Annotated in this window: 17 protein-coding genes; 3 read left to right on the forward strand and 14 right to left on the reverse strand. The window is 51.0% G+C overall.

From position 1 onward, the window contains the following. From KNO87_RS00160 to hprK, 5 genes are all read right to left on the reverse strand, one after another. Positions 1-1473 (reverse strand): tetratricopeptide repeat protein, encoded by a 1473-nt coding sequence (locus tag KNO87_RS00160; RefSeq protein WP_214795432.1) that lies wholly within the window; start codon positions 1471-1473, stop codon positions 1-3. A gap of 294 nt (positions 1474-1767) precedes the next feature. Continuing rightward, positions 1768-2250, reverse strand: coding sequence for an acyltransferase (locus tag KNO87_RS00165; protein WP_214786945.1), 483 nt, complete (start codon positions 2248-2250; stop codon positions 1768-1770). Beyond that, positions 2243-2893, reverse strand: coding sequence for a pyrophosphatase PpaX (gene ppaX / locus KNO87_RS00170; RefSeq protein WP_214795430.1), 651 nt, complete (start codon positions 2891-2893; stop codon positions 2243-2245). Before ppaX ends, KNO87_RS00165 begins: the two co-directional genes overlap by 8 nt. Beyond that, a complete protein-coding gene (gene lgt / locus KNO87_RS00175; RefSeq protein ID WP_214786942.1) occupies positions 2893-3711 on the reverse strand; it encodes a prolipoprotein diacylglyceryl transferase in 819 nt (272 codons plus the stop codon). Before lgt ends, ppaX begins: the two co-directional genes overlap by 1 nt. Positions 3712-3713: 2 nt before the next feature. Continuing rightward, positions 3714-4649 carry an HPr(Ser) kinase/phosphatase gene (hprK, locus tag KNO87_RS00180; RefSeq protein ID WP_214786940.1) on the reverse strand — a complete coding sequence of 312 codons (936 nt, stop codon included), beginning with the start codon at positions 4647-4649 and terminating at the stop codon, positions 3714-3716. A gap of 148 nt (positions 4650-4797) precedes the next feature. Between hprK and KNO87_RS00185 the strand changes: the two genes are divergently transcribed. Further along, positions 4798-5154 (forward strand): hypothetical protein, encoded by a 357-nt coding sequence (locus KNO87_RS00185; RefSeq protein ID WP_214795428.1) that lies wholly within the window; start codon positions 4798-4800, stop codon positions 5152-5154. Between the two features lie 37 nt (positions 5155-5191). Here the strand turns inward: KNO87_RS00185 and KNO87_RS00190 are convergent, their stop codons facing one another. From KNO87_RS00190 to uvrB, 3 genes are all read right to left on the reverse strand, one after another. Beyond that, entirely contained in the window at positions 5192-6361 is a 1170-nt protein-coding gene (locus KNO87_RS00190; RefSeq protein WP_214795426.1) for a DUF4097 family beta strand repeat-containing protein, read from the reverse strand. A 65-nt stretch (positions 6362-6426) separates the two neighbouring features. Then, positions 6427-9300, reverse strand: coding sequence for an excinuclease ABC subunit UvrA (uvrA, locus tag KNO87_RS00195; RefSeq protein ID WP_214795424.1), 2874 nt, complete (start codon positions 9298-9300; stop codon positions 6427-6429). Continuing rightward, positions 9301-11271: an excinuclease ABC subunit UvrB gene (gene uvrB / locus KNO87_RS00200; protein WP_214786932.1), complete on the reverse strand. Its 1971-nt coding sequence runs from the start codon at positions 11269-11271 to the stop codon at positions 9301-9303. A gap of 451 nt (positions 11272-11722) precedes the next feature. On the opposite strand from uvrB, the gene KNO87_RS00205 reads away from it, so the two are divergent. Together KNO87_RS00205 and glpK are read left to right on the forward strand one after the other, a co-directional pair. Next, positions 11723-12430 carry an MIP/aquaporin family protein gene (locus KNO87_RS00205; protein WP_214795422.1) on the forward strand — a complete coding sequence of 236 codons (708 nt, stop codon included), beginning with the start codon at positions 11723-11725 and terminating at the stop codon, positions 12428-12430. Positions 12431-12458: 28 nt separating this feature from the next. After that, a complete protein-coding gene (gene glpK / locus KNO87_RS00210; protein WP_214795420.1) occupies positions 12459-13976 on the forward strand; it encodes a glycerol kinase GlpK in 1518 nt (505 codons plus the stop codon). Positions 13977-14041: 65 nt separating this feature from the next. On the opposite strand, the gene KNO87_RS00215 is transcribed toward glpK, so the two are convergent. From KNO87_RS00215 to KNO87_RS00240, 6 genes are all read right to left on the reverse strand, one after another. Next, positions 14042-15196, reverse strand: a complete 1155-nt coding sequence (locus tag KNO87_RS00215; protein WP_353048756.1) for a PDZ domain-containing protein — start codon at positions 15194-15196, stop codon at positions 14042-14044. A gap of 28 nt (positions 15197-15224) precedes the next feature. Beyond that, the gene (locus KNO87_RS00220) at positions 15225-16628 is read right to left on the reverse strand and encodes a S41 family peptidase (protein WP_214795416.1); all 1404 of its coding nucleotides are present in this window, start codon (positions 16626-16628) and stop codon (positions 15225-15227) included. Between the two features lie 101 nt (positions 16629-16729). Then, the gene (locus KNO87_RS00225; protein WP_214795413.1) at positions 16730-18070 is read right to left on the reverse strand and encodes a murein hydrolase activator EnvC family protein; all 1341 of its coding nucleotides are present in this window, start codon (positions 18068-18070) and stop codon (positions 16730-16732) included. Between the two features lie 23 nt (positions 18071-18093). Further along, on the reverse strand, positions 18094-18996 hold the full coding sequence (ftsX, locus tag KNO87_RS00230) for a permease-like cell division protein FtsX (protein ID WP_214795411.1): 903 nt from the start codon (positions 18994-18996) through the stop codon (positions 18094-18096). After that, positions 18986-19672: a cell division ATP-binding protein FtsE gene (gene ftsE / locus KNO87_RS00235; RefSeq protein WP_214795409.1), complete on the reverse strand. Its 687-nt coding sequence runs from the start codon at positions 19670-19672 to the stop codon at positions 18986-18988. The genes ftsX and ftsE overlap by 11 nt, the downstream gene beginning before the upstream one ends. A 353-nt stretch (positions 19673-20025) precedes the next feature. Next, positions 20026-21633: a BCCT family transporter gene (locus KNO87_RS00240; RefSeq protein WP_214795407.1), complete on the reverse strand. Its 1608-nt coding sequence runs from the start codon at positions 21631-21633 to the stop codon at positions 20026-20028. Positions 21634-21651: the final 18 nt, after the last annotated feature.

The following is a 21651-nucleotide window of genomic DNA, read 5'->3' on the forward strand; positions in this document are numbered from 1 at the left end:
TTATGCTTGTTCGAGTGTCCGTTTGAACGAACGAACCGTCTCTGTCAACGTATCGACCGGGAGATGGAAGGCGTTCGCACAGTCCTCAAGAATCAAGGCGTCACGTTTCGTATAAAACATCCAGACGAGCGCAGCGGCCGATGCCGTTACGTCCATAAATGTTTCATCAGACAACAATAGCGTCGCAAATCGTTCATAGAAGTCACCTTCAAGACTCATCCGTTCCGCTTCCGAAACATGCGCTTCGGCAAGGACGAGGGCGTCAAACGCGCGCTTGACGCGAACGTCTCCGTGGAACGGTTGTTGACAGAGGTCGGCACGACACATCTCTGCGAAGGCACGGACCGTCTCATTCTCCGTGACGGCGTTCGTCAGCGCAAGCGCCTCAAACGCCTCATCATCTTTTAAATTAGAAATGATTCGAATGATCTCGACTCGCGCTAGGTCGGTCTCTTGACGAAGACCTTGTACGAGCGCCGAACGAAACTCGAGGTTTTCCCGAATGTCGAAACTTTGCTTCTCTTCGAAACGTTTCATCTCTTCATTGTTCAAGTAGGTGGCTGCCTCTTCTAATCGTCCTGTCTTATAGGCAGACACGCTGAGCCAATGCCCAAACAATGGGTCTCCACGAAAACCGCGGTCTTTCAATAGACGTAACTCTTCATACGCACGGTCATAATGTCCGACGAGCGCAAGTGTCGTCGCCAATTTATAACGTAGGTCAAATTGGAGTGGACGGACACGTGTGAGTGGCGTCGATAACTGCGTCGCCGCTTCGGATTGTCCCGCCTCATGCAGCAATAGAATCGTGTTCAAAATCGCATGCAAGTTGCCCGGGTTCTGGTCGAGCACATATTCGAGCGTCCGGAACGCCGCTTGGTCATCGCCGAGGTAAAAACTGACGACGGATAGGTTGTTATAGGCTGGCCAAAACGATGGGTACTGCCCGATCAAACGTTCGAGCGTCGCCTTCGCCGCAAAAAGTCGGCCTTTGTCGATTTGACGCTGTGCTTCTGTATGCCATGTGATCAATTCGTCCTCTTCCTCGTCCTCGAGCTCTTGTTCGAGTTCGATCAGTTCAAGAAGGGATTGCACGGCTTCCGCGTAGTGACCTTTCGTGTCACGGGCGAGATATTCAGAAGCATAGTTCGCCGCTTCTTCATATTGAGAGACATAGGCACAGTTGCTCGCTAAGTGATAGAGCGCCTCTGTCGCGGTCTCGTCGAGCTCTAATACTCGTTTCCACACGTCATTGGCGTGGTAGACCTCCCCTACTTCAAATAACAGTTCTGCGTACTGTTTATGATAGTCGACGCGATGCGTGGCTGCTGCTGTCGCTTCAGCCATGAAAAAAGTCGCTTCATCTAGGCGACCTTCCCGTAACGCACGACGACCTCTATAGTAGTGGAGCTCCGCAGCGAGCGGAGATTCTGGTTCGGGTAGCGTCATTACTGCTTCATAGTTCGCTTCCATATTCTAAATCCTCCACATCATCTCTAAATCTTTTTTTAGTTGCAGGGATAAGAATACCGCACTCGAACAACGAGGGCAACTGAAAAAGTTAAAAAAAATTGCGACTATATTCCCTCTATAATGAATATTTTTTACTAGGTCCAAAAATTGTTTTTGAACGAAAATATGATTCCGTCAATTCGGTTCATTTTCCCATTAAAAAGCGGCATCTCTTTTAAAAAAAGTGATACCGCTCAAGTATTCTTTTATGCCTCTATACAAAAAATGCATAAAAACATTTTGCGAAAAATTGTGTCAAATATGTGTCAGCGACTGGAGCTTTGAACCGACGACCCGCTCACCTGGTAAGACGTCGCGGTGCACGACCGCACCCGCACCGACGACCGCACCGTCGCCGATTGTCACACCTGGTAAGATGGTCACGTTCGCCCCAATTAAGACTTCATTTCCGATAACGACGTCCCCGATCCGGTACTCATCGACGAGATACTCATGACAGAGAATCGTCGAATTGAATCCGATGACGGTGTTGCGACCAATCGTGATCCGTTCCGGGAACATGACGTCCGGCGTGACCATGAGGGCGAGGGCACTATACTCGCCGATCTTCATACCGAGAAACGTCCGGTACAGCCAACGCTTCGCCTTCACCGAAGGGAAGTAACGACCGATGAGCACGACCGACGTGTTTTTGAAGACACGCAGGAAGCGAATCGTCCGATACATCTGCCAAAGCGGATTCGGTCCGTCGATGCGAAACCGTTTCGTCTTACGCATGAACGCTGACCTCGTCAAGCCATGCCTCAAAATGTTCCATCGAGTCGATGATGACATCCGGCTCGAGTGACTCAAGGAACGGACGGCCTTTTAATGCCCAGCCGACAGCGACCGTCTTCGTCCCTGCATTTTTCCCGCTGAAGATGTCTGTATCGTTATCCCCAACCATGACCGCTCGCTCCGGTGACGAACCAAGCGCTTGGAGCGCACGTTCGACCGGTTCGGCGTGTGGTTTTTCATTCTCGACATCGTCCGCCGTCACGACGACGTCAAACAAGTGGTCGATGTTGAACAACCGAAGACCGCGTTCGACGACCGGACGACCTTTCGATGTAACGACGCCCATCTTGTATCCTTTCGCATGAAGGCGATATAAGCCTTCGATGACACCCGGATACTCGGCGACGAGTTGGTCGTGCATGGCGATATTGAAACTCCGATAGAACGCTTGCATCTCTTTCCATTCCGCTTCGTTCAATTCACGGAACGACTTCTCGAGCGTCGGTCCGATGAAACGATAGATGTCCTCATCCCGATACGTATGTTCCGGGAAATAATACTCGAACGTGTGGCGGAAACTGGCGATGATGAGCGGGTTCGTATCGAGTAACGTACCGTCTAAGTCAAATAAGAGCGTATCCATTAATCAAACAATCCTTTCTCTGATGGGTCATTGTATCGTTTCGCATTGCGGCGAAGGATCATCATGACGATACCGAAGAGAATCAGCGCGATTGAAACCATTTGGGCTGCACGCAAATCGCCTGACATGAGACTATCTGTCCGGAGTCCTTCAATATAGAAGCGACCGATTGAATACCAGACGAGGTAAGACAAGAAGATATATCCACGACGTGGGTTCCCAATCATGCGCCAAGCGACGAGGAGGATGACCCCGATGATGTTCCAAACACTTTCATAGAGGAACGTCGGGATATAATATGCGCCATCGATATACATCTGATTGACGATCCAATCCGGTAACATGAGCGTATCTTGCAGGAAGCTACGCGTCGTCTCGCCACCATGGGCCTCTTGGTTCATGAAGTTCCCCCAGCGCCCGATTGCTTGTCCGAGGAGAAGTGATGGCGCCAAGATGTCCGTCACTTTCCAGAACGACATCGATTTTCGCATACAATAGACGATGACGACAAGGAGTGCCCCGAAGATGGCACCGTGAATGGCGATCCCGCCTTGACGGATATCGATGATCTGCCCGAGGTTCTCTGAGTAGTAATCCCATTGGAACGTCACATAGTAAATACGCGCGAAGATGATACTGATTGGAATCGACCAGATGACGACGTCGACGAGTCGTTCCGAATCATAGTTGATCCGTTTCGCCTCATAGAGGGCAAGGACGAGTCCGAGCATTGCTCCGAAGGCGATAATCATGCCATACCAATATATCGGAAGAGAGCCAATTTCAAACGCTACACGATCAAATGTCGGTTCTACCATGATCACAAGTCTCCTTCAGTGTCCTGAATCGCGTTCGCGAGACGTTCCGCAAACTCTTCAGCCGTATTGATCCCCATGTTTTGCAGACGATAGTTCATCGCTGCGACCTCGATGATGACCGCCAAGTTTCGACCTGGGCGGACCGGGATCGTGAGGAGCGGGACTTCACTGTCGATGATTTTCATCGTGTTGTGATCGAGCCCGACGCGGTCGTACACTTTTCCAGCGTCCCAGTTCTCTAAGTTGACGATGAGACTGATCTTTTTATGGGACCGGACCGCACCTGCACCGAACAAGGTCATGACGTCGATGATGCCGATTCCACGAATCTCAAGCAAATGACGAATCAGCTTTGGTGCTGAACCGACGAGGAGCTGGTCACCCGTTTGACGAATCTCGACCGAGTCATCGGCGACGAGACGGTGTCCGCGTTTGACGAGCTCGAGTGCCGTCTCCGATTTCCCGACACCGCTTTGTCCTTTGATGAGGACGCCGACGCCATAAATATCGACGAGAACCCCGTGCATCGCCGTCATTGGCGCGAGTTCCATCTCAAGGAAGTTCGTGATTTGCGATTCAATCGAAGTCGTCACCGCATTCGTCCGCATGAGTGGGACGTTTGCCGCTTCCGCTTCTTCTTCGATTTCTTTCGGAATGTCAAATCCACGTGTGATTAAAATCCCAGGTGTCGATTCCGTACATAAGATCCGGGCACGCTCGCGACGCTTTTCTTCCGATAAGCTCGCATAGAAAGTTAACTCTGTCTTCCCTAGCACTTGAAGACGGTTTTTCGCATAGTGCGTGTAATAACCGGCGAGGACGAGTCCAGGACGACTTAGGTCGGGTGTAGCGACCGGACGATGAAGCCCCTCTTCTCCCGCAATGACTTGAAGTTTAAAACGCTCAACGACTTGAGCTGTACGTACGATATTTTGCATCAGTATCTGCCCCTTTCACGCTCATTATTGTATCATAGCTCTTTCTATGTAGGGTTAGAGAAGTGATGAAGAACGTGTCAAAAAATTGTTGAAACTTTCATACATAGCGTGCGTAGGAAGGGTATAGGCAAATAGAGGAGGTGAAAATATGGATGCTTTATTTTGGATTGTCGTAATCATCGCGCTCGTCATCGGAATCGGGACGCTCATCTACATCATCAAGTCGCTGATTGATATGTGGAAAGAGTATGCGGCGACGAAAAACGAGACGGTCTTGCTCTTGTTCATTTTGAATATCATCGGATTCTTCTTGTCTGGTGCACTCATCTCGATGATTGTCGCCATCATCTTCTACTGGAATCGCTCGAAATCGATGCGGCTCCTCGGCATTATCTTGCTCATTGCCGGTCCGGTCCTCTTTATCGTCTTCGCAGTCAGTGCATTCACGCTGTTTGATACACAGATGATGGATTGGCAACAGATGGAATATGAAATGAATCTTTAATCAAAAAAGTCCCGAAGGCTAAGCCTTCGGGATTTGCTTATTGTTGATGGAACGGATTGTTCAAATCAGCTGGGTCGACGGGATCGACCGGATCCGATGGCTCCGCCTGTTCTTCCTCAAGGAATGTCGACGGTGTGTATACCGATCCGTGTTCCAAGTCGATTGTACCGGTACGCGTACCCGCTTCGACTTCGATGCGAGGCGTTTGACCACGACCGGACAAGAATTCAAGCCGACGCTGAGCGACGTCTTTTCGGTCACGGATGATTTCAAGTTCGTCGAGCAAGCAGTGGAGTCCACCGAAGTTCGTCTCAAGTTCACCTTCGACTTCGACACCATGCGGTAACACGAGTCGAACGTTTCCGGCGAGCGAGGCGAGTTCGAACTTGGCCGGACGAGCAGTCGCAAGCTCCGCGCGAATGTTTCCATTACCCGTCTTGAGGGATGCTTTGTCGTACTTCCCGCCGACGATGACGGCCCCATTTCCGGTACGGACATGGACGAGCTCTGCTTCGACACCTTCGACCTCGACTGTCCCGTTTCCGGTGTTAAGGAGGAGTTCCGATGCATGCACGTCATGTAAGACGACGCGACCGTTCGCCGTTTGAACCCGGACGTTCTCGACGTCAAGACCATCGGCACGAACTTCCCCGTTCAACGTCTGAATATGAAGATGGTTGAAATGGTGATGCGGGACGTACAGTTCCACATGAGCCCGGACGAGTTTGTCACGCAAGGAGACGACGAGACGGTCTCCGATGACGGAATGTTTGACCGCCGACTGCAACTGTTCGAGCGCTTTGTCCGCGTCTTGTTGGCGAAGCGGACGACCCGTCACGATGAGCTCACAATCTTCTGCATCTGACGAGACGATCGTCGCCGATGCGTTGAAGAGATCGAGTGAGATGTCGGTGCCCGTGAATGGGAATGATTTCGAATACGTCACTTCTGGCCCGAAATTCGAGCTGAAGGAGAAGTCGCTGTCACGAAGCTTCGTGACGAGCCCCTCTACCGCAGACGTCAGTTTCGTCGTGAGCGATTCGACCGAATAGGCATCGACCTTTTCCGTGTCTTGTCGCTCTTCTAACGCCTTGACTTGTTCTGGTTCAAGGCGTTCGAGACGCTCGAGTTGCGTCATCGCCTCCTCGATTGTCATCTTGCCTTCCTTCACTTGCTGGAGAATCAGTTCACGCATTTCTTGTTTCACGTTCGTTTTCCCCCTTCAATTTGGTTGCACGTCAATTACCTTCCCGTTTCTCACCATTTCTATACTTATTTCTTTTTTCCTGCTTTTGGTTTCACACGAGCCGCATCTCGTTCGAGTACCGGCTTCAAGTACTTGCCGGTATACGAGCCAGACACTTCCGCGACTTCTTCCGGCGTTCCCGTCGCGACGATGAGTCCGCCACCGTCTCCGCCCTCTGGTCCGAGGTCGATCAAATAATCGGCCGACTTGATGACGTCGAGGTTATGTTCGATGACGAGTACCGTATCCCCGTTCTCGACGAGGCGCTGCAACACTTTCAACAAGCGCGCGATGTCGTCGACGTGGAGACCTGTCGTCGGTTCATCCAAAATATAAATCGTCTTCCCGGTCGAGCGTTTATGGAGCTCCGAGGCGAGTTTCACACGCTGCGCTTCCCCACCTGAAAGTTCCGTCGCCGGCTGACCGAGTTTCATATAGCCAAGACCAACGTCATAAATCGTCTGGATTTTTCGCTTGATTTTCGGAATCTTGTCAAAGAATTCGAGCCCTTCCTCGATTGTCATATCGAGGACGTCGGCAATCGTCTTCCCTTTATATTTCACTTCGAGCGTCTCACGGTTATATCGTTTACCGTGACAGACCTCACACGGTACGTACACGTCCGGTAAGAAGTGCATCTCGATTTTGATGATCCCGTCCCCACGGCACGCTTCGCAGCGTCCGCCTTTGACGTTGAAACTGAAACGTCCTTTCTTATACCCTCGCATCTTCGCTTCGTTCGTCGAGGCAAAGACGTCGCGGATGTCGTCGAAGACGCCCGTATACGTCGCCGGGTTCGAACGCGGTGTACGTCCGATTGGGGATTGGTCGATATCGATGACTTTGTCGATATGCTCGAGACCTTCAATCTTCTTATGCTTCCCTGGTTTCGCTTTGGCACGGTTCATGTTGTGCGCGAGCGATTTATAGAGAATCTCGTTGATGAGTGTCGACTTCCCAGAACCCGATACGCCCGTCACGGCGACGAACATCCCGAGCGGAATCGAGACGTCGACGTCTTTCAAGTTGTTCTCTTCCGCCTTGATGATTTTCAAGAAACGCTCGTCCGGCATCTTCCGTTCAACCGGGAGCGGAATGAACTTCTTCCCGGCGAGGTATTGCCCCGTGAGCGAGTTCTTATTTTTCATGAGTTGCTTCGGTGTCCCGGCGGCGATGACTTGTCCACCGTGCTCCCCGGCACCCGGTCCGATATCAATCAAATAGTCGGCTTCCATCATCGTGTCCTCATCATGCTCGACGACGATGAGCGTGTTGCCGATGTCCCGCATCTGTTTGAGCGTCGCGATCAAGCGGTCGTTATCTCGTTGATGTAGACCAATCGATGGTTCATCGAGGACGTACAAGACACCTGTAAGGCGTGAACCGATTTGCGTCGCGAGGCGAATTCGCTGCGCTTCCCCACCTGAGAGTGTTCCTGCAGCACGAGACAGCGTCAAATAGTCGAGACCAACGTTATTCAAGAAGCTGAGTCGTTCCCGAATCTCCTGCAAGATGAGACGGGCGATGGCGATATCTTTTTCACTGAGCTGTTCATTGAGCCCTTCGAAGAACGCGAGGGCGTTCACGACCGACTTCTCCGTCACTTGTCCGACGTGCTGCCCGGTGATCTTGACGGCGAGTGACTCTTCTTTCAAGCGATAGCCGTGACATGTCGGGCAGGCGTGGGTTGCCATATACATCTCCATCTGTTCACGGATATAGTCGGACGTCGTCTCGCGGTAGCGGCGTTCGATGTTACGGAGCACCCCTTCAAAGAAGATTGTGTTCGTCCGAACTTGACCGAAGTCGTTCTCGTAGCGGAACAGGAATGACTCTTCCGAAGAACCGTTCAAGACGAGCTCTTGGTCACGCTTCGACAGGCGCTCGAACGGCACGTCCATGTCGATGTTGAAATGCTGACACATCGCCGCCAACAGTTGCGGATAGTATTGGGAACTCGTCGGCTGCCACGCAGCGATTGCCCCTTCTTTTAAGGTTTTCGACGGGTCTGGAATGACGAGTTCTGGGTCGACATCTAATTTCGTCCCGAGTCCGTCACATGTCGGGCAAGCCCCGAACGGTGAGTTGAAGGAGAACATGCGTGGCTCGAGCTCTCCGATCGAGAATCCACAAATCGGGCAGGCATGGTGTTCGCTGAAGAGAAGCTCAGTACCGTCCATCTTGTCGATGATGACACGTCCGTCGGCGAGACGTAATGCCGTCTCGAGAGAGTCGGCGAGGCGTCCTTCGACATCAGGTCGGACGACGAGACGGTCGACAACGACTTCGATGGAATGCTTTTTGTTTTTGTCGAGCTCGATTTCATCCGTCAGCTCGATCGTCTCTCCGTTCACACGGACACGGACGAACCCTTCTTTTTTCAACGAGTCGAACACTTTGACGTGCGTCCCTTTACGACCTGACACAATCGGTGCCAAAATCTGAAGTCGCGTTCGTTCCGGCAACTCCATCACTTGGTCGACCATCTGAGAGATGGTCTGACTCGAAATCTCGATTCCATGGTTCGGACAAACCGGTTTCCCGATACGTGCGAACAGGAGTCGGAGATAGTCATAAATCTCGGTCACCGTCCCGACCGTCGAACGTGGGTTTCGGCTCGTCGTCTTCTGGTCGATTGAGATGGCAGGACTTAATCCTTCAATCGTATCGACGTCCGGTTTATCCATCTGTCCGAGGAACTGACGGGCATACGCAGACAAACTCTCGACGTAGCGTCGCTGTCCTTCCGCATAAATCGTGTCGAACGCGAGCGACGATTTCCCGGAGCCGGACAAGCCCGTCAAGACGACGAGCTGGTCACGTGGGATATCAATATCGATATTTTTTAAGTTATTGACGCGTGCCCCTTTGATGACAATCGCATTTTTCTTTTCAGCCATTTAATTCCCTACCTTCAACTCCAAGATTAAGTCACGCAATTCGGCCGCTCGTTCGAACTGAAGATCGCGCGCCGCTTGCTTCATTTCTTCTTCTAATTTGGCAATCGCTGCCTCGCGTTCGGCCGGTTTCATCGTGCTGAGCGATTCGAGCGCCTCTTCCTCGGCCTCGACCGTCGCTCGGATGACGCCACGAACGTCTTTACGAATCGTCTGTGGCGTGATGCCATGTTCTTCATTATAAGCCTGTTGAATCGTACGACGACGATCCGTCTCTTCGATGGCTCTGGCCATCGAATCGGTCATCTTGTCCGCGAACAGGATGACGTGACCGTTCGCATTACGGGCCGCCCGTCCAATCGTTTGGATGAGCGAACGGTCGGAACGAAGGAATCCTTCCTTATCGGCATCAAGAATCGTCACGAGACTGACCTCAGGAATGTCGAGTCCTTCCCGCAACAAGTTGATTCCGACGAGCACGTCGTATTTCCCGAGACGAAGATCTCGGATGATTTCAATCCGTTCAAGCGTCTTGATCTCGGAGTGCATATAGTTGACCTTGATTCCCGCTTCACGCAAGTAGTCGGACAAGTCCTCTGCCATCTTCTTCGTGAGCGTCGTCACGAGGACACGCTCGTCTCGCTTGATGCGTTCGCGAATCTGGTCCATCAAATAATCGATCTGACCTTTGATCGGATGAATCTCGATTGTCGGGTCGAGTAGTCCCGTCGGACGAATGATCTGCTCGATCATGTGCGGTGTATGTTCGAGCTCATACGGACCTGGTGTCGCCGAGATGAAGATCGCTTGTGAGACTTTCTTCTCGAACTCATCGAACTTGAGCGGACGGTTGTCCTTCGCTGACGGGAGACGGAACCCGTGGTCGACGAGCACTTGTTTCCGCGCCTGGTCCCCGTTATACATCCCGCGTACTTGCGGCAGCGTGACATGCGACTCATCGGCAACGAGCAGGAAGTCTTCTGGGAAGTAATCGATCAATGTATATGGGGTCGAGCCTTCCGGCATTAAGTTCAAGTGTCGCGAATAGTTCTCGATGCCTGAACAATACCCCATTTCACGCATCATCTCCAAATCGTAATGCGTTCGCTGTTCGAGACGTTGCGCTTCAAGCAGCTTCCCTTCCTCACGGAACTTTTCGAGTTGCTCTTCGAGTTCCGCTTCGATATTAACGATTGCCTTTTGAAGTTTTTCATCGCGTGTGACGAAGTGGGATGCCGGGAAGATGGCGACGTGATCTCGGTCTGCGATGATTTCTCCCGTCAACGGGTCCATCTCACGGATTCGATCGATCTCATCACCGAAAAATTCGATTCGCATACAGTGTTCGTCACGCGAAGCCGGGAAGATCTCGACGACGTCCCCACGGACACGGAACCGTCCGCGCTGGAAATCGATATCGTTTCGTTCATATTGAATGTCGATGAGCTTACGAAGCATCTCGTCACGCCCCATCTCTTTTCCGACCCGAAGGCTGAGGACGAGACTGCGGTATTCTTCTGGGTTACCGAGACCATATATACAAGAGACCGATGCGACGATGATGACGTCATCCCGCTCAAAGAGAGCCGACGTCGCCGAGTGACGCAGCTTATCGATTTCATCGTTAATGGAAGCATCCTTCTCGATGAACGTATCGGTCGAAGGAACGTACGCTTCCGGCTGATAATAGTCGTAATAACTGACAAAGTATTCGACCGCGTTATTCGGGAAGAACTCTTTGAACTCGGAATAGAGTTGACCCGCGAGCGTCTTGTTGTGGGCAAGGACGAGTGTCGGTTTCTTCACTTCTTGAATGACGTTTGAGACAGTAAACGTCTTCCCTGTTCCAGTCGCCCCGAGGAGCGTCTGATAACGGTCTCCCCGATTCACGCCTTCGACAAGTTGCCGAATCGCTTCAGGCTGGTCACCTCCTGGTTGAAATTCAGATTGTAATGCAAACGGGATCGATTCCATAAGATACTCCTCACCTTCTCATTTCATAAGTGCCTTAATTATATCATAGACACGAACAAATATTCGCTTATTAGCTTGTAGATGGATATATTCCATTTATCTTTCATATCATCTTTTCTTTTTCCGTTACCATCTCAAAAGAAACATCCAATCTCACGCCAATTATCATCTGAGAGATTGATCGTAATCGCTTTCGTGACATAGGACACGAAAAGTCGAATCCTGGACCTTGTTCCTATTCGGTTGAAATTCCCACGATTTTAAAAATGGAAGCCAAATTGGTGAATATTTCGCTCCCTGTCTGCTCCTTTATGTGAAGTTTACAGGTGTAAATGTGAACATTTGTAGGAAAAAAGTAGGATTTTTGAAAAACACTGTTTTAAAACGCTTACATTTTGGGCATATAATGAAGTGGTAAGTCAAATTGCATAGGGAGAAAGGGGAGTATCACATGTCAGCATTTGTAAGTGAAATTATCGGTACGATGCTATTGATTCTGCTCGGTAACGGTGTCGTCGCCGGCGTCGTCCTCCGCCATTCCAAAGCGGAAAACTCTGGCTGGATTGTTATCACAATGGGTTGGGGTCTCGCGGTTATGGTCGGGGTCTACGCAGCCGGTATTTACGGAGGCGCACACATCAACCCTGCCGTCACGATTGGTCTCGCGACAGCAGGAGAATTCCCATGGGCCGATGTCCCACTCTACATCCTTGCTCAGTTTATCGGAGCGTTCATTGGGGCATGTTTGGTGTATGTCCACTACAAGCCGCATTACGATGCGACGGAGGATCCAGGTTTGAAACTCGCAACGTTCTCTACTGCACCAGGTATTCGCAACACACCATCTAACTTGATTGGTGAGATTATCGGAACATTCGTCCTTGTCTTTGCATTGTTGTCATTCGGGGCAAACACATTCGCAGATGGACTTAACCCGCTCATCGTCGGTTTCTTGATTGTCTCAATCGGTCTCTCACTAGGTGGTACGACGGGATATGCGATCAACCCAGCGCGTGACCTTGGGCCACGTATCGCACACGCCATTCTTCCGATTAAAGGAAAAGGTTCATCTGATTGGGGTTATTCATGGATTCCAGTCGTTGGTCCGATTATCGGTGCTGTCATCGCCGCTCTCGTATATGGCATTCTCGTCCCTTAACACATAATTTTGAAGGAGGAAATCACATATGGCGAAAGAAAAACGTTATATTCTAGCATTGGACCAAGGAACGACAAGTTCACGGGCAATCATTTTTGATCATGATGGAAAAATTGTCACAGTCGCACAACGCGAATTCAAACAATACTTCCCAAAACCAGGCTGGGTCGAGCATAACGCCAATGAAATTTGGGGTTCTGTCCTCGCGGTCATGGCGGAAGCGTTCGGTTCGGCGGATATCGATCCGAATGAAATCGCTGGAATCGGGATCACGAACCAACGTGAGACAGCAGTCGTTTGGGAGAAAGAAACAGGACGCCCTGTTTACAACGCGGTCGTTTGGCAATCACGTCAAACTGCTGATATCTGTGAAGAACTAAAAGCAGCAGGTCACTCGGATATGGTCCGTGACAAAACAGGTCTCCTCATCGATGCCTACTTCTCAGGTACGAAAGTGAAATGGATTTTGGATAACGTCGAAGGCGCTCGTGAGAAAGCCGAAAACGGTGAACTCCTCTTCGGAACAATCGATACATGGCTCATCTGGAAACTCTCAGGTGGTAAAGCCCACGTAACGGATTATTCGAACGCATCACGTACACTCATGTATAACATTTACGAACAGAAGTGGGATGACGAGTTACTCGAAATCTTGACGGTACCGAAATCAATGCTTCCTGAAGTCAAGCCGTCGAGTGAAGTATATGCAAACACGATCCCGTATCACTTCTTCGGATTCGAAGTACCAATCGCCGGCGCGGCTGGTGACCAACAGGCTGCCTTGTTCGGTCAAACATGCTTCGAAAAAGGTGAAGGAAAGAACACGTACGGTACAGGTTGCTTCATGCTCATGAATACGGGAGAAGAAGCCGTCAAATCGGATCACGGTCTTTTGACGACAATCGCATGGGGCTATAACGGAAAAGTTGAGTATGCGCTCGAAGGTTCAATCTTTGTGGCCGGTTCGGCAATCCAATGGCTCCGTGACGGATTACGGATGTTGAAATCAGCGAAAGACTCAGAACAATATGCGACGCGTATCGAATCGACAGAAGGCGTATACGTCGTACCAGCCTTCGTTGGTCTTGGTGCACCATACTGGAACTCTGACGTTCGTGGTGCCATCTTCGGCCTCACACGCGGAACAGAGAAAGAACAGTTGGTCCGTGCGACGATCGAGTCACTCGCTTATCAGACGCGTGACGTCCTCACATCGATGGAGAACGATTCAGGTATCAACTTGAAGACACTCCGTGTCGATGGTGGAGCCGTCAGCAACAACTTCCTCATGCAGTTCCAATCGGACATCCTCGACGTTCCGGTTGAACGTCCGGAAGTGAGTGAAACGACTGCACTCGGTGCCGCTTACTTGGCAGGTCTCGCTGTTGGTTTTTGGAAAGACCAAGCAGAGATCAAAGAGCAGTGGAAACTCGATAAGAAGTTCGAGCCAAACATGGACGAGTCTCATCGCGAAGCACTCTACAAAGGTTGGCAACACGCCGTCGAAGCAACGATGGCATTCAAACCATCAAAACTTGACGTATAAGATGAAAGGGCATCCTCACGGGTGCCCTTTTCGTATGCAAAAAAAGAGTACCCGTTAGGATACTCTTACAATTTACGGAGGCGGACACGTGGACTCGTCGGCTCCCCGACGAACAAGATACCGAGTTCGTGTGGATCGGTCTCATACATCGCACGCTGAACGAAACGGATGTCCCCGTTCAGATTCAGCACTTCGAGCTTGATGTACGGTTTATGTTGCTGGAGCGCCTCGTAAAAGCTATGCCCTCCCGTGATGATTGTTCCATTGACTTTATAAATCGATTCACCTGGGATGAGTTGCATCGCCTCTCCCGGTGAATTCGGAAGCGTGTCGACGATGACCGCCCCGCGATTTCCATTGATGAAGACAGGTGTCGTGCCACGATTTTCTCGTTTGATCCACTGAAGCCCAAGCTCATATAGCACGAACAAGGCAAACACGGCATAGTCGACATACGGAATCTCCCATACATACGAGAGACCAAATAGACCGAGAGCAATCAATGCGAGTACTGCGCGATAATTGCTCAATCGTGCAAGTAACGTTCCCGGCAATGCGCCGGTCGACAACAAGCTGACTCCGATTGGAATCGGAAGAATGATGGGAACCATCGGCCAGTCGAGACCGAACGTCGGTGGCAAGAAGACGACAAGCGGGAAAAACCAAATCCGTTTGACGACATGCCCCCCGATGAACTGACCGCGTTTCGATAAGATCAGTGTCGGGGACGTCTCTTTTGGTCCATTCCAGCGTAAAAGGATCGCTTCCGCGAGCGTGACGAGCCCGAACGTGAGGGCATAGACCGTCCAATCGACTCGAGCGAGCTCGATCACCCAATCACTGAGCGCCCCATAAGAGACGACATCGCGCAACATGACGACCCCGAACAAGACGAGAAGCGGAAGCACCGGATTGAAGAATCGCGGATGCATCGTCAACACCACTAGCGTATAGAGCACTGTGAACGAGACGGCCCACTCAAACGTGATGGTCGTCTCAAGTACGATCGTCGCGGCTGATGCGAGGACCGCTAGAAGAAGACTTGGCCAGATGAAATGCTTCCATTCCGACTTCGGCGAGCGTCGTCTCGAACGAAACATGGCTCGTTCTCGTTTGACTCGTGTCATCGATATGTATGTAAGGGCGACGAGCGTCACCCAAAACAGCGGACTACCTAACAACGTCAATAAAGCCGTAACACTCATTCGTACAACTTCCACGCGGTCCAATCCTTTCTTTCATTCAACGTTATTTTGCGGCTTCTTCGAGCGCTCGGTTCAATTGGGCATCGTTCGCCTCATCTTGAATCGCCTCGAGCAACTTCGATTCGAGCGCCGAAGCGGTCTCTTCATCGACAGTCCCTGAAGCCTCGAGACCATTGTCTGTCTGGAATGCTTTCACGGCTTCTGCCATCGTGTCTCCGAAGTATCCCGGTTGACCACCTGGCTCGTAGCCGATTCCCGTCAAAATTTTATGCAAGTTCGAGACGGCATCGCCGTAATCGCCGACTTTTAGTGACTCTTCTTCTGTCAAGACACGGGTCACATTAAAGTAATCTGGTTGAGCCACTTCAATATCCGGCTCGATTCCTTTTTTATTGATCCAGTTCCCGTCTGGCGTGAGCCATTTGCTCGTCGTCAACTTCAAGTTGCTACCGTCCTCTAAATCGAACGCCGTCTGAACGACGCCTTTTCCGAACGTCTTCGTTCCGATGATCGTTGCGCCTGCCCCTTCTTTCATCGCACCCGTCAAAATCTCAGATGCCGAGGCAGAGCCCTCATCCGTCAAGACGAAAAGATTGTACGGTTTCGCTTCGCGGGCGCGACCATTTTGAGCGTCACGGTCCCCGTCCGCATTCTCGATTTGAACGACCGGTTTTGATGTCGGGACGAACCCTTCAGACATCTCGATGACGGCTGGTAAGAGCCCACCTGGGTTCCCACGCACATCGATGATCAAGCTATCGATATCCTCTGACTCGAGCTGATCGAGCTGTTCAAGAAACTCATCGGCCGTCGGTTCGGAGAACTGTGTCACTTGAAGATAGCCGATTTTTTTACCGTCCTGCTCCTTCACTTCTGAGAACACCGTCTCAATTGGAATCGTGTCACGCGTGATCTCATAGTCCGCCGTCTGACTGCCACGGCGAATCGTCAATGTGACGGTCGTCCCTTTTTCCCCTCGGATGAGTTGGACGGCTTCCTGCACATCCATTCCTTCGATCGACTCCCCGTCGACCGCTGTGATGATGTCACCGGGGCGAAGGCCCGCCTCCTCGGCTGGAGCGCCTTTGATCGGAGCGACGATTAAGATGTCTTCTCCTTTCTTCTCCAAAGTTGCGCCGATTCCTTCAAAACTCGATTCAATCGAGTCAGTAAATTGCGATGTTTCTTCCGCGTCCAAGAAATCCGAGTAAGGGTCATCGAGTGCTGCGGTCATGCCGTCGAGCGCTCCTGTCAATAAATCCTCTTCCGAGATGTCTTGTAACGAATGTTCCTCAATCAAATCACGCACTTGGTCGACTTTATCCCAGCCTTCCGCATTCGTCTGAATCGGAAGTGATGTGTCTGTAAACGCCATCGTCGCAAGGCCTGCACCGGCCCCAGCCACGAACGTTGTGCCAGCGAGTAGTCCTGCGGTTGAATTTTTCACGGGTTGGTCCCTCATTTCTCTTTGTAAGTCTTTTCATTAGTATAGCAAAAACGAGAGGAAAAGCGGACGCGTTCCACATATTTGGGACGCGTCCGCTTTAGTCAGTATCCAATATACGAGGCTGGGTCAATCGCATTCGGTTGTCCCGGTGCCCATTTTCCTCGATGTAACTCAAAGTGGAGGTGCGGTCCGGTCGACCAGCCGGTGTTGCCGAGCGTCCCGACCGTCTGTCCAGCCGCGACTTGTTGACCGGCGCCGACCGTAATGGCATTCAGATGGGCGTAGACGGTCGTCCAAATCTCCCCGTTCATGACGTGAGAGACGAAAACGACGTTCCCATACCCGGTCGCCGGTGCCGCCTTGATGACCACACCCGGTGCGCTCGCGACAATCGGTGTCCCTTGGGCGTTGACGAGGTCGATCCCCTTATGGATCTCAGGGACACCTGTCAGCGGATTGTTCCGCGGTCCGAACGGGCTCGAGACGTAACCGGACACGGGGCGGACAAATCCAGTCGACGTGGACACATTCGTCGGCGTTTCAGCCGGCTGTGCTGGCGGTGGAGCCACTTCAGGTACTACGACCTCTGTCTCCGCTTCCCGTTTCTCTGCTTCGGCGCGCGCCCGCTCTTCCGCAGCACGTGCCTCAGCTTCCCGTTTCGCGCGTTCTGCAGCCTCGGCGGCTTCGCGTTCTGCCGTTGCGATTGCCTCGAGCTGTTCGCTGATAATCCGGTTCTGTTCGGCCATGACCGCCTGCTCTTCACTGCGCGTCATTTTCTCGAGTTCGAGTTGCTCGACTTGTTCGTTCAGTTCGACCAACAAATCGCGCTTCTTCTCGGCCGTCCGGTCAAGGTCTTGTTTCGTGATGACGAGTTCACGCTCTTTTTGTTTGATGAAAGAGAGTTGGGTGCGCTGAGTCGTCTCTAACGACTCCAAGCGTTCCATCTCACTCATATAGTTATGTATGAGCTCCCGGTCCTGCTCAGCGATCGTGCGGGCCGTCATGACCCGTGTCACGAAATCACCGAAGGAACGGGACTCAAAAATGACTTGTAGATAGGAAGTATCTTCATGTACTTGCAAGACGCGAAGGCGCTCATTCAATAAATCCTTCTGGCTTTCTAAGTACTCTTCCTGTACTGAAAGTTGTTGGCGGGTCGCCTCGAGCTCTTCACGGGCCGTATCGACCTCGTGTTGTTGAATCGCGATTTGTTCACTCAAATCATTCAATCGGTCATCGACGACGTGAATCTCCGTCTGCACGGCATCACGCTCTGCCTCGGTGACCTCGAGCTCGGCGTCTGTCTCGGCCTGCGCTTTTTTCGACTCCTCCAATTCATTGGACAATCGATTTTGTCGAGCTTTTAACGTGTCTTTCTCTGTCGCCATGACTGGCATGGCAAGTAACGATACACACAACCCTAGCGCAAGCGAACGTTTCATCCGCCAACTCCTCCTTATTTAAGTTAGATTTTCAAGAAGCGACCGAGCGATGTCGTCGATCCCCAGATCCCGATGAACGCACCGAGTGCAAGTAAGACGAGCGATACTTGTACCGTGAGCGTCGATGGATCAATCAACTTAAATATATCACTATTCAATTGATCAAGCGATGGTTGTAAAGCACTATATGCGACGTCATATCCGAAATAAATGACGAGAATCGGGACGAGAGCACCAAGCATACCGAGAAGCAGTCCTTCGATAAAGAACGGCCAGCGGATAAAGCTGTTCTTCGCTCCGACGAGTCGCATGATTTCAATCTCACGACGACGTGAGAAGATTGTCATCTTGATCGTATTCGAGATCAAGAACATCGCCATCAATGTCAATCCGACGATCAACGCGAGTCCACCGATGCGAATCCCGTTGAAGAAGGCAAACATTTTATCGATGTAGTCTTTTCCGTACTTCACATCGTCGACATTATCGAGTGAACTGACCGATTCGGCCACTTTCTCTAGTTCTGTCGGGTCTTGTGCTTTGACGATGTAACGGGCGTGGAGCGGATTGTCTTTCTCAACTGTTCCGTATGCTGCCGCATCATCCCCGAGTTGAGTTTGGAATTTCTGTAACTCATCCTCTTTCGAGCTGAACGTGACCGTCGAGACTCCCGGTACCTGTTCAATGTTCTGTCCGAGCTTCTCTACCGAGTTCTCATCCGCTGTCCGGGTGATGAACACTTGAATCTCGACATCGTTCTCGACGTTGTCTGAGATCTCGTTGACGTTGAACATGACGAGTGCGAAGACACCGACAAGCAACAAAGTGATGGTCACGGCACTGATTGCCGCGAACGACATCCATCCATTACGAAGTGTTCCTTTGAACCCTTCACGCAAATGGCGCAATCCAGTCTTAAACATCATAGCCATATGCTCCTTTCTCTTCATCGCGAACTACTTTACCACTCTCAATCGCGATGACGCGATGACGAATCTTATCGACGATGTCACGGTTGTGCGTTGCCATGACGATTGTCGCCCCGCGGCGGTGAATTTCTTCAAACACTTCCATAATGCCCCATGCCGTTTCCGGGTCTAAGTTCCCCGTCGGCTCATCGGCGATGATCAGCTTCGGCTTGTTCACGATCGCTCGAGCGATCGAGACACGTTGCTGTTCCCCACCTGAGAGTTCATCCGGATAGTTGCGCGCCTTGTTTTTCAATCCGACAAGGTTCAACACATCCATGACTTGTTTACGAATCGACGACGTGTCTGCTCCGACGACTTCTAACGCGAACGCGACGTTCTCATAGACAGTGAGTGTCGGCAACAATTTGAAGTCTTGGAAGATGACGCCGAGTTGGCGACGTAACTTCGGCACATGCCGGTCTTTTAATTTTCCGACATCGAGCCCATCAATCAATAATTGACCGGCTGTCGGTTTCTCCTCACGATAAATCATCTTCATGAATGTCGACTTTCCGGCTCCGGAAGGTCCGACCACATAAAGGAACTCGCCGTCGCGAATCTCTAGATCGAGGTCATCCATGGCAACGACGCCGTTTGGATATACTTTACTGACTTTTTGCATCGAGATCATAACGTATTCCCTACCCTTTTTTTAATATTTGCATGCATCTATGACGAAGTTGAATCAATTGTTTTAGTTACTGTATATTTCGCCTAGAGTCTTTTTTACAGGAAACAACTCCCCCTGTCAAGGTATCGTTTTTCATGTTCGCCTGGTCAAAAAATCATCTAGGGCATAGTTGAAGCGACTACAATTATATCAATCCAACTTTTAAAAGACCATTACAGGAGTATTTCAGTTCGATTGAGTTCGGTGGGAAAATGTCGCCAAGAACCTTGCCTTCTCTATATGTAAGAAAAAGTTGAAACTGAACTTCAAAAAGGGTGCTCCCGTAGGAACACCCTTCACGATATCGTCAAATGTTAGTCATGTGGTTTTTCTTTCAATGCATCAAACGGAGATTTTTTCCGCTTCCGATATTTGATATGAATCGTCGAAGACTCATAATCATCGGAGGCACGAATGTCCCGACTCGACACCCGGACGAACGACCACGCCAGGAGGAACATGATAAAGATTAACGGGAACCCACCGACGATACTTGCCGTCTGTAACGTATCAAGTCCACCGAGGAACATGAGCGTAAGAGGCATGATGGCGAGTGCGAATGCCCAGAAGAGACGGTTCCAAACGATTGGCTCGTCCTCGACATGCTTCTGTGTGACTGACGCCAAGATGTAAGACGATGAGTCGAACGTCGTCGCCAAGAAGATGATGGCGAGAAGTGTGAATACGCCGACAACGACCTTCCCGAACGGCAATTGACTGATGATGGCAATAATCGTCGGAGCCGGACCGTTCGCCGCCATGTAACCGACGACATCGAACGTGCCGCTCAAGTGGAGGTAGAGACCATAGTTCCCGAGTATCCCGAAGAACAGGATACAACCGAGCGTCCCGTACACCATCGTCCCAAAGATCATATTCCGAATCGTCCGGCCGCGAGAGATACGGGCGACGAACAATCCGACGAACGGTGCATATACGAGCCACCAAGCCCAGTAAAAGACGGTCCATGATTCAGGGAATCCGGTCGTCGTGAAACCACCGAAGTCACCGAACGGCTCCATCCATGTCGCCATGCGGAAGAAGTTGTCCATGACGATCCCGACTCCGTTGAATGTTGTCTCCAAAATGAAACGCGTCGGTCCAAAGATGAAGACGAACGTCAAAATCCCAAGCGCGAGCCAAATATTCAAGTCACTGAGCACTTTGATCCCGCCTTTCAGCCCGATATATGAGCTGACGGCGAAGATGACGGTACAAATCAACATGATGACGGCCTGCATACCAAGCGTGACCGGAATACCTGTCAGTTCGTTGACCCCTTCGGCAATCATCGGTGTCCCGAGAGCGAGCGTCGTCCCGGCACCACCTAATAATCCAAAAATAAATAAGATATCAATCAATTTACCGATTGGGCCGTCCGCCCATTTCCCGATTACCGGACGTACCGCCTCACTTACTTTCAATACTGATTTCTTACGGACATAGAAGAAATAGGCGATCGGCAATGCCGGTAACGTATAGATTGCCCAGGCAATCGGTCCCCAGTGGAACATGCCGTAAGCCGTCGACCACTGGATGGCTTCAGGTGACTCGGGTGTCAACCCGAACGGCGGTCCTTCATAATAGTAGACCCATTCAATGACCGACCAATAGAGGATACTAGACCCGATTCCGGCAGCAAACAACATCGCCGCCCACGAGAACGTACTAAATTCGGGTTCTTCATCTTCACGACCTAACTTGATGTGACCATTCTTACTAAAGGCAATAAAGATCAAAAATCCGAACGCGCCTAACCCCATGGCTAAGTACAATACTCCAAAGTTAGAGGTCATGTATTCGTTCGCCGCTCCAACCCATGCCTTTCCCGTCTCCGGGAAGAAGATGAGCGGTAACGTCACCCCTAACAGTAGTACAAACGAGCCGATAAAAGTCGGCCAGTCAATCAACTTCGTCTTCAATTGTCATCACTCCATTTC

Source organism: Exiguobacterium sp. s34 (assembly GCF_018617435.1).
Taxonomy (GTDB): Bacteria; Bacillota; Bacilli; order Exiguobacteriales; family Exiguobacteriaceae; genus Exiguobacterium; species Exiguobacterium aestuarii.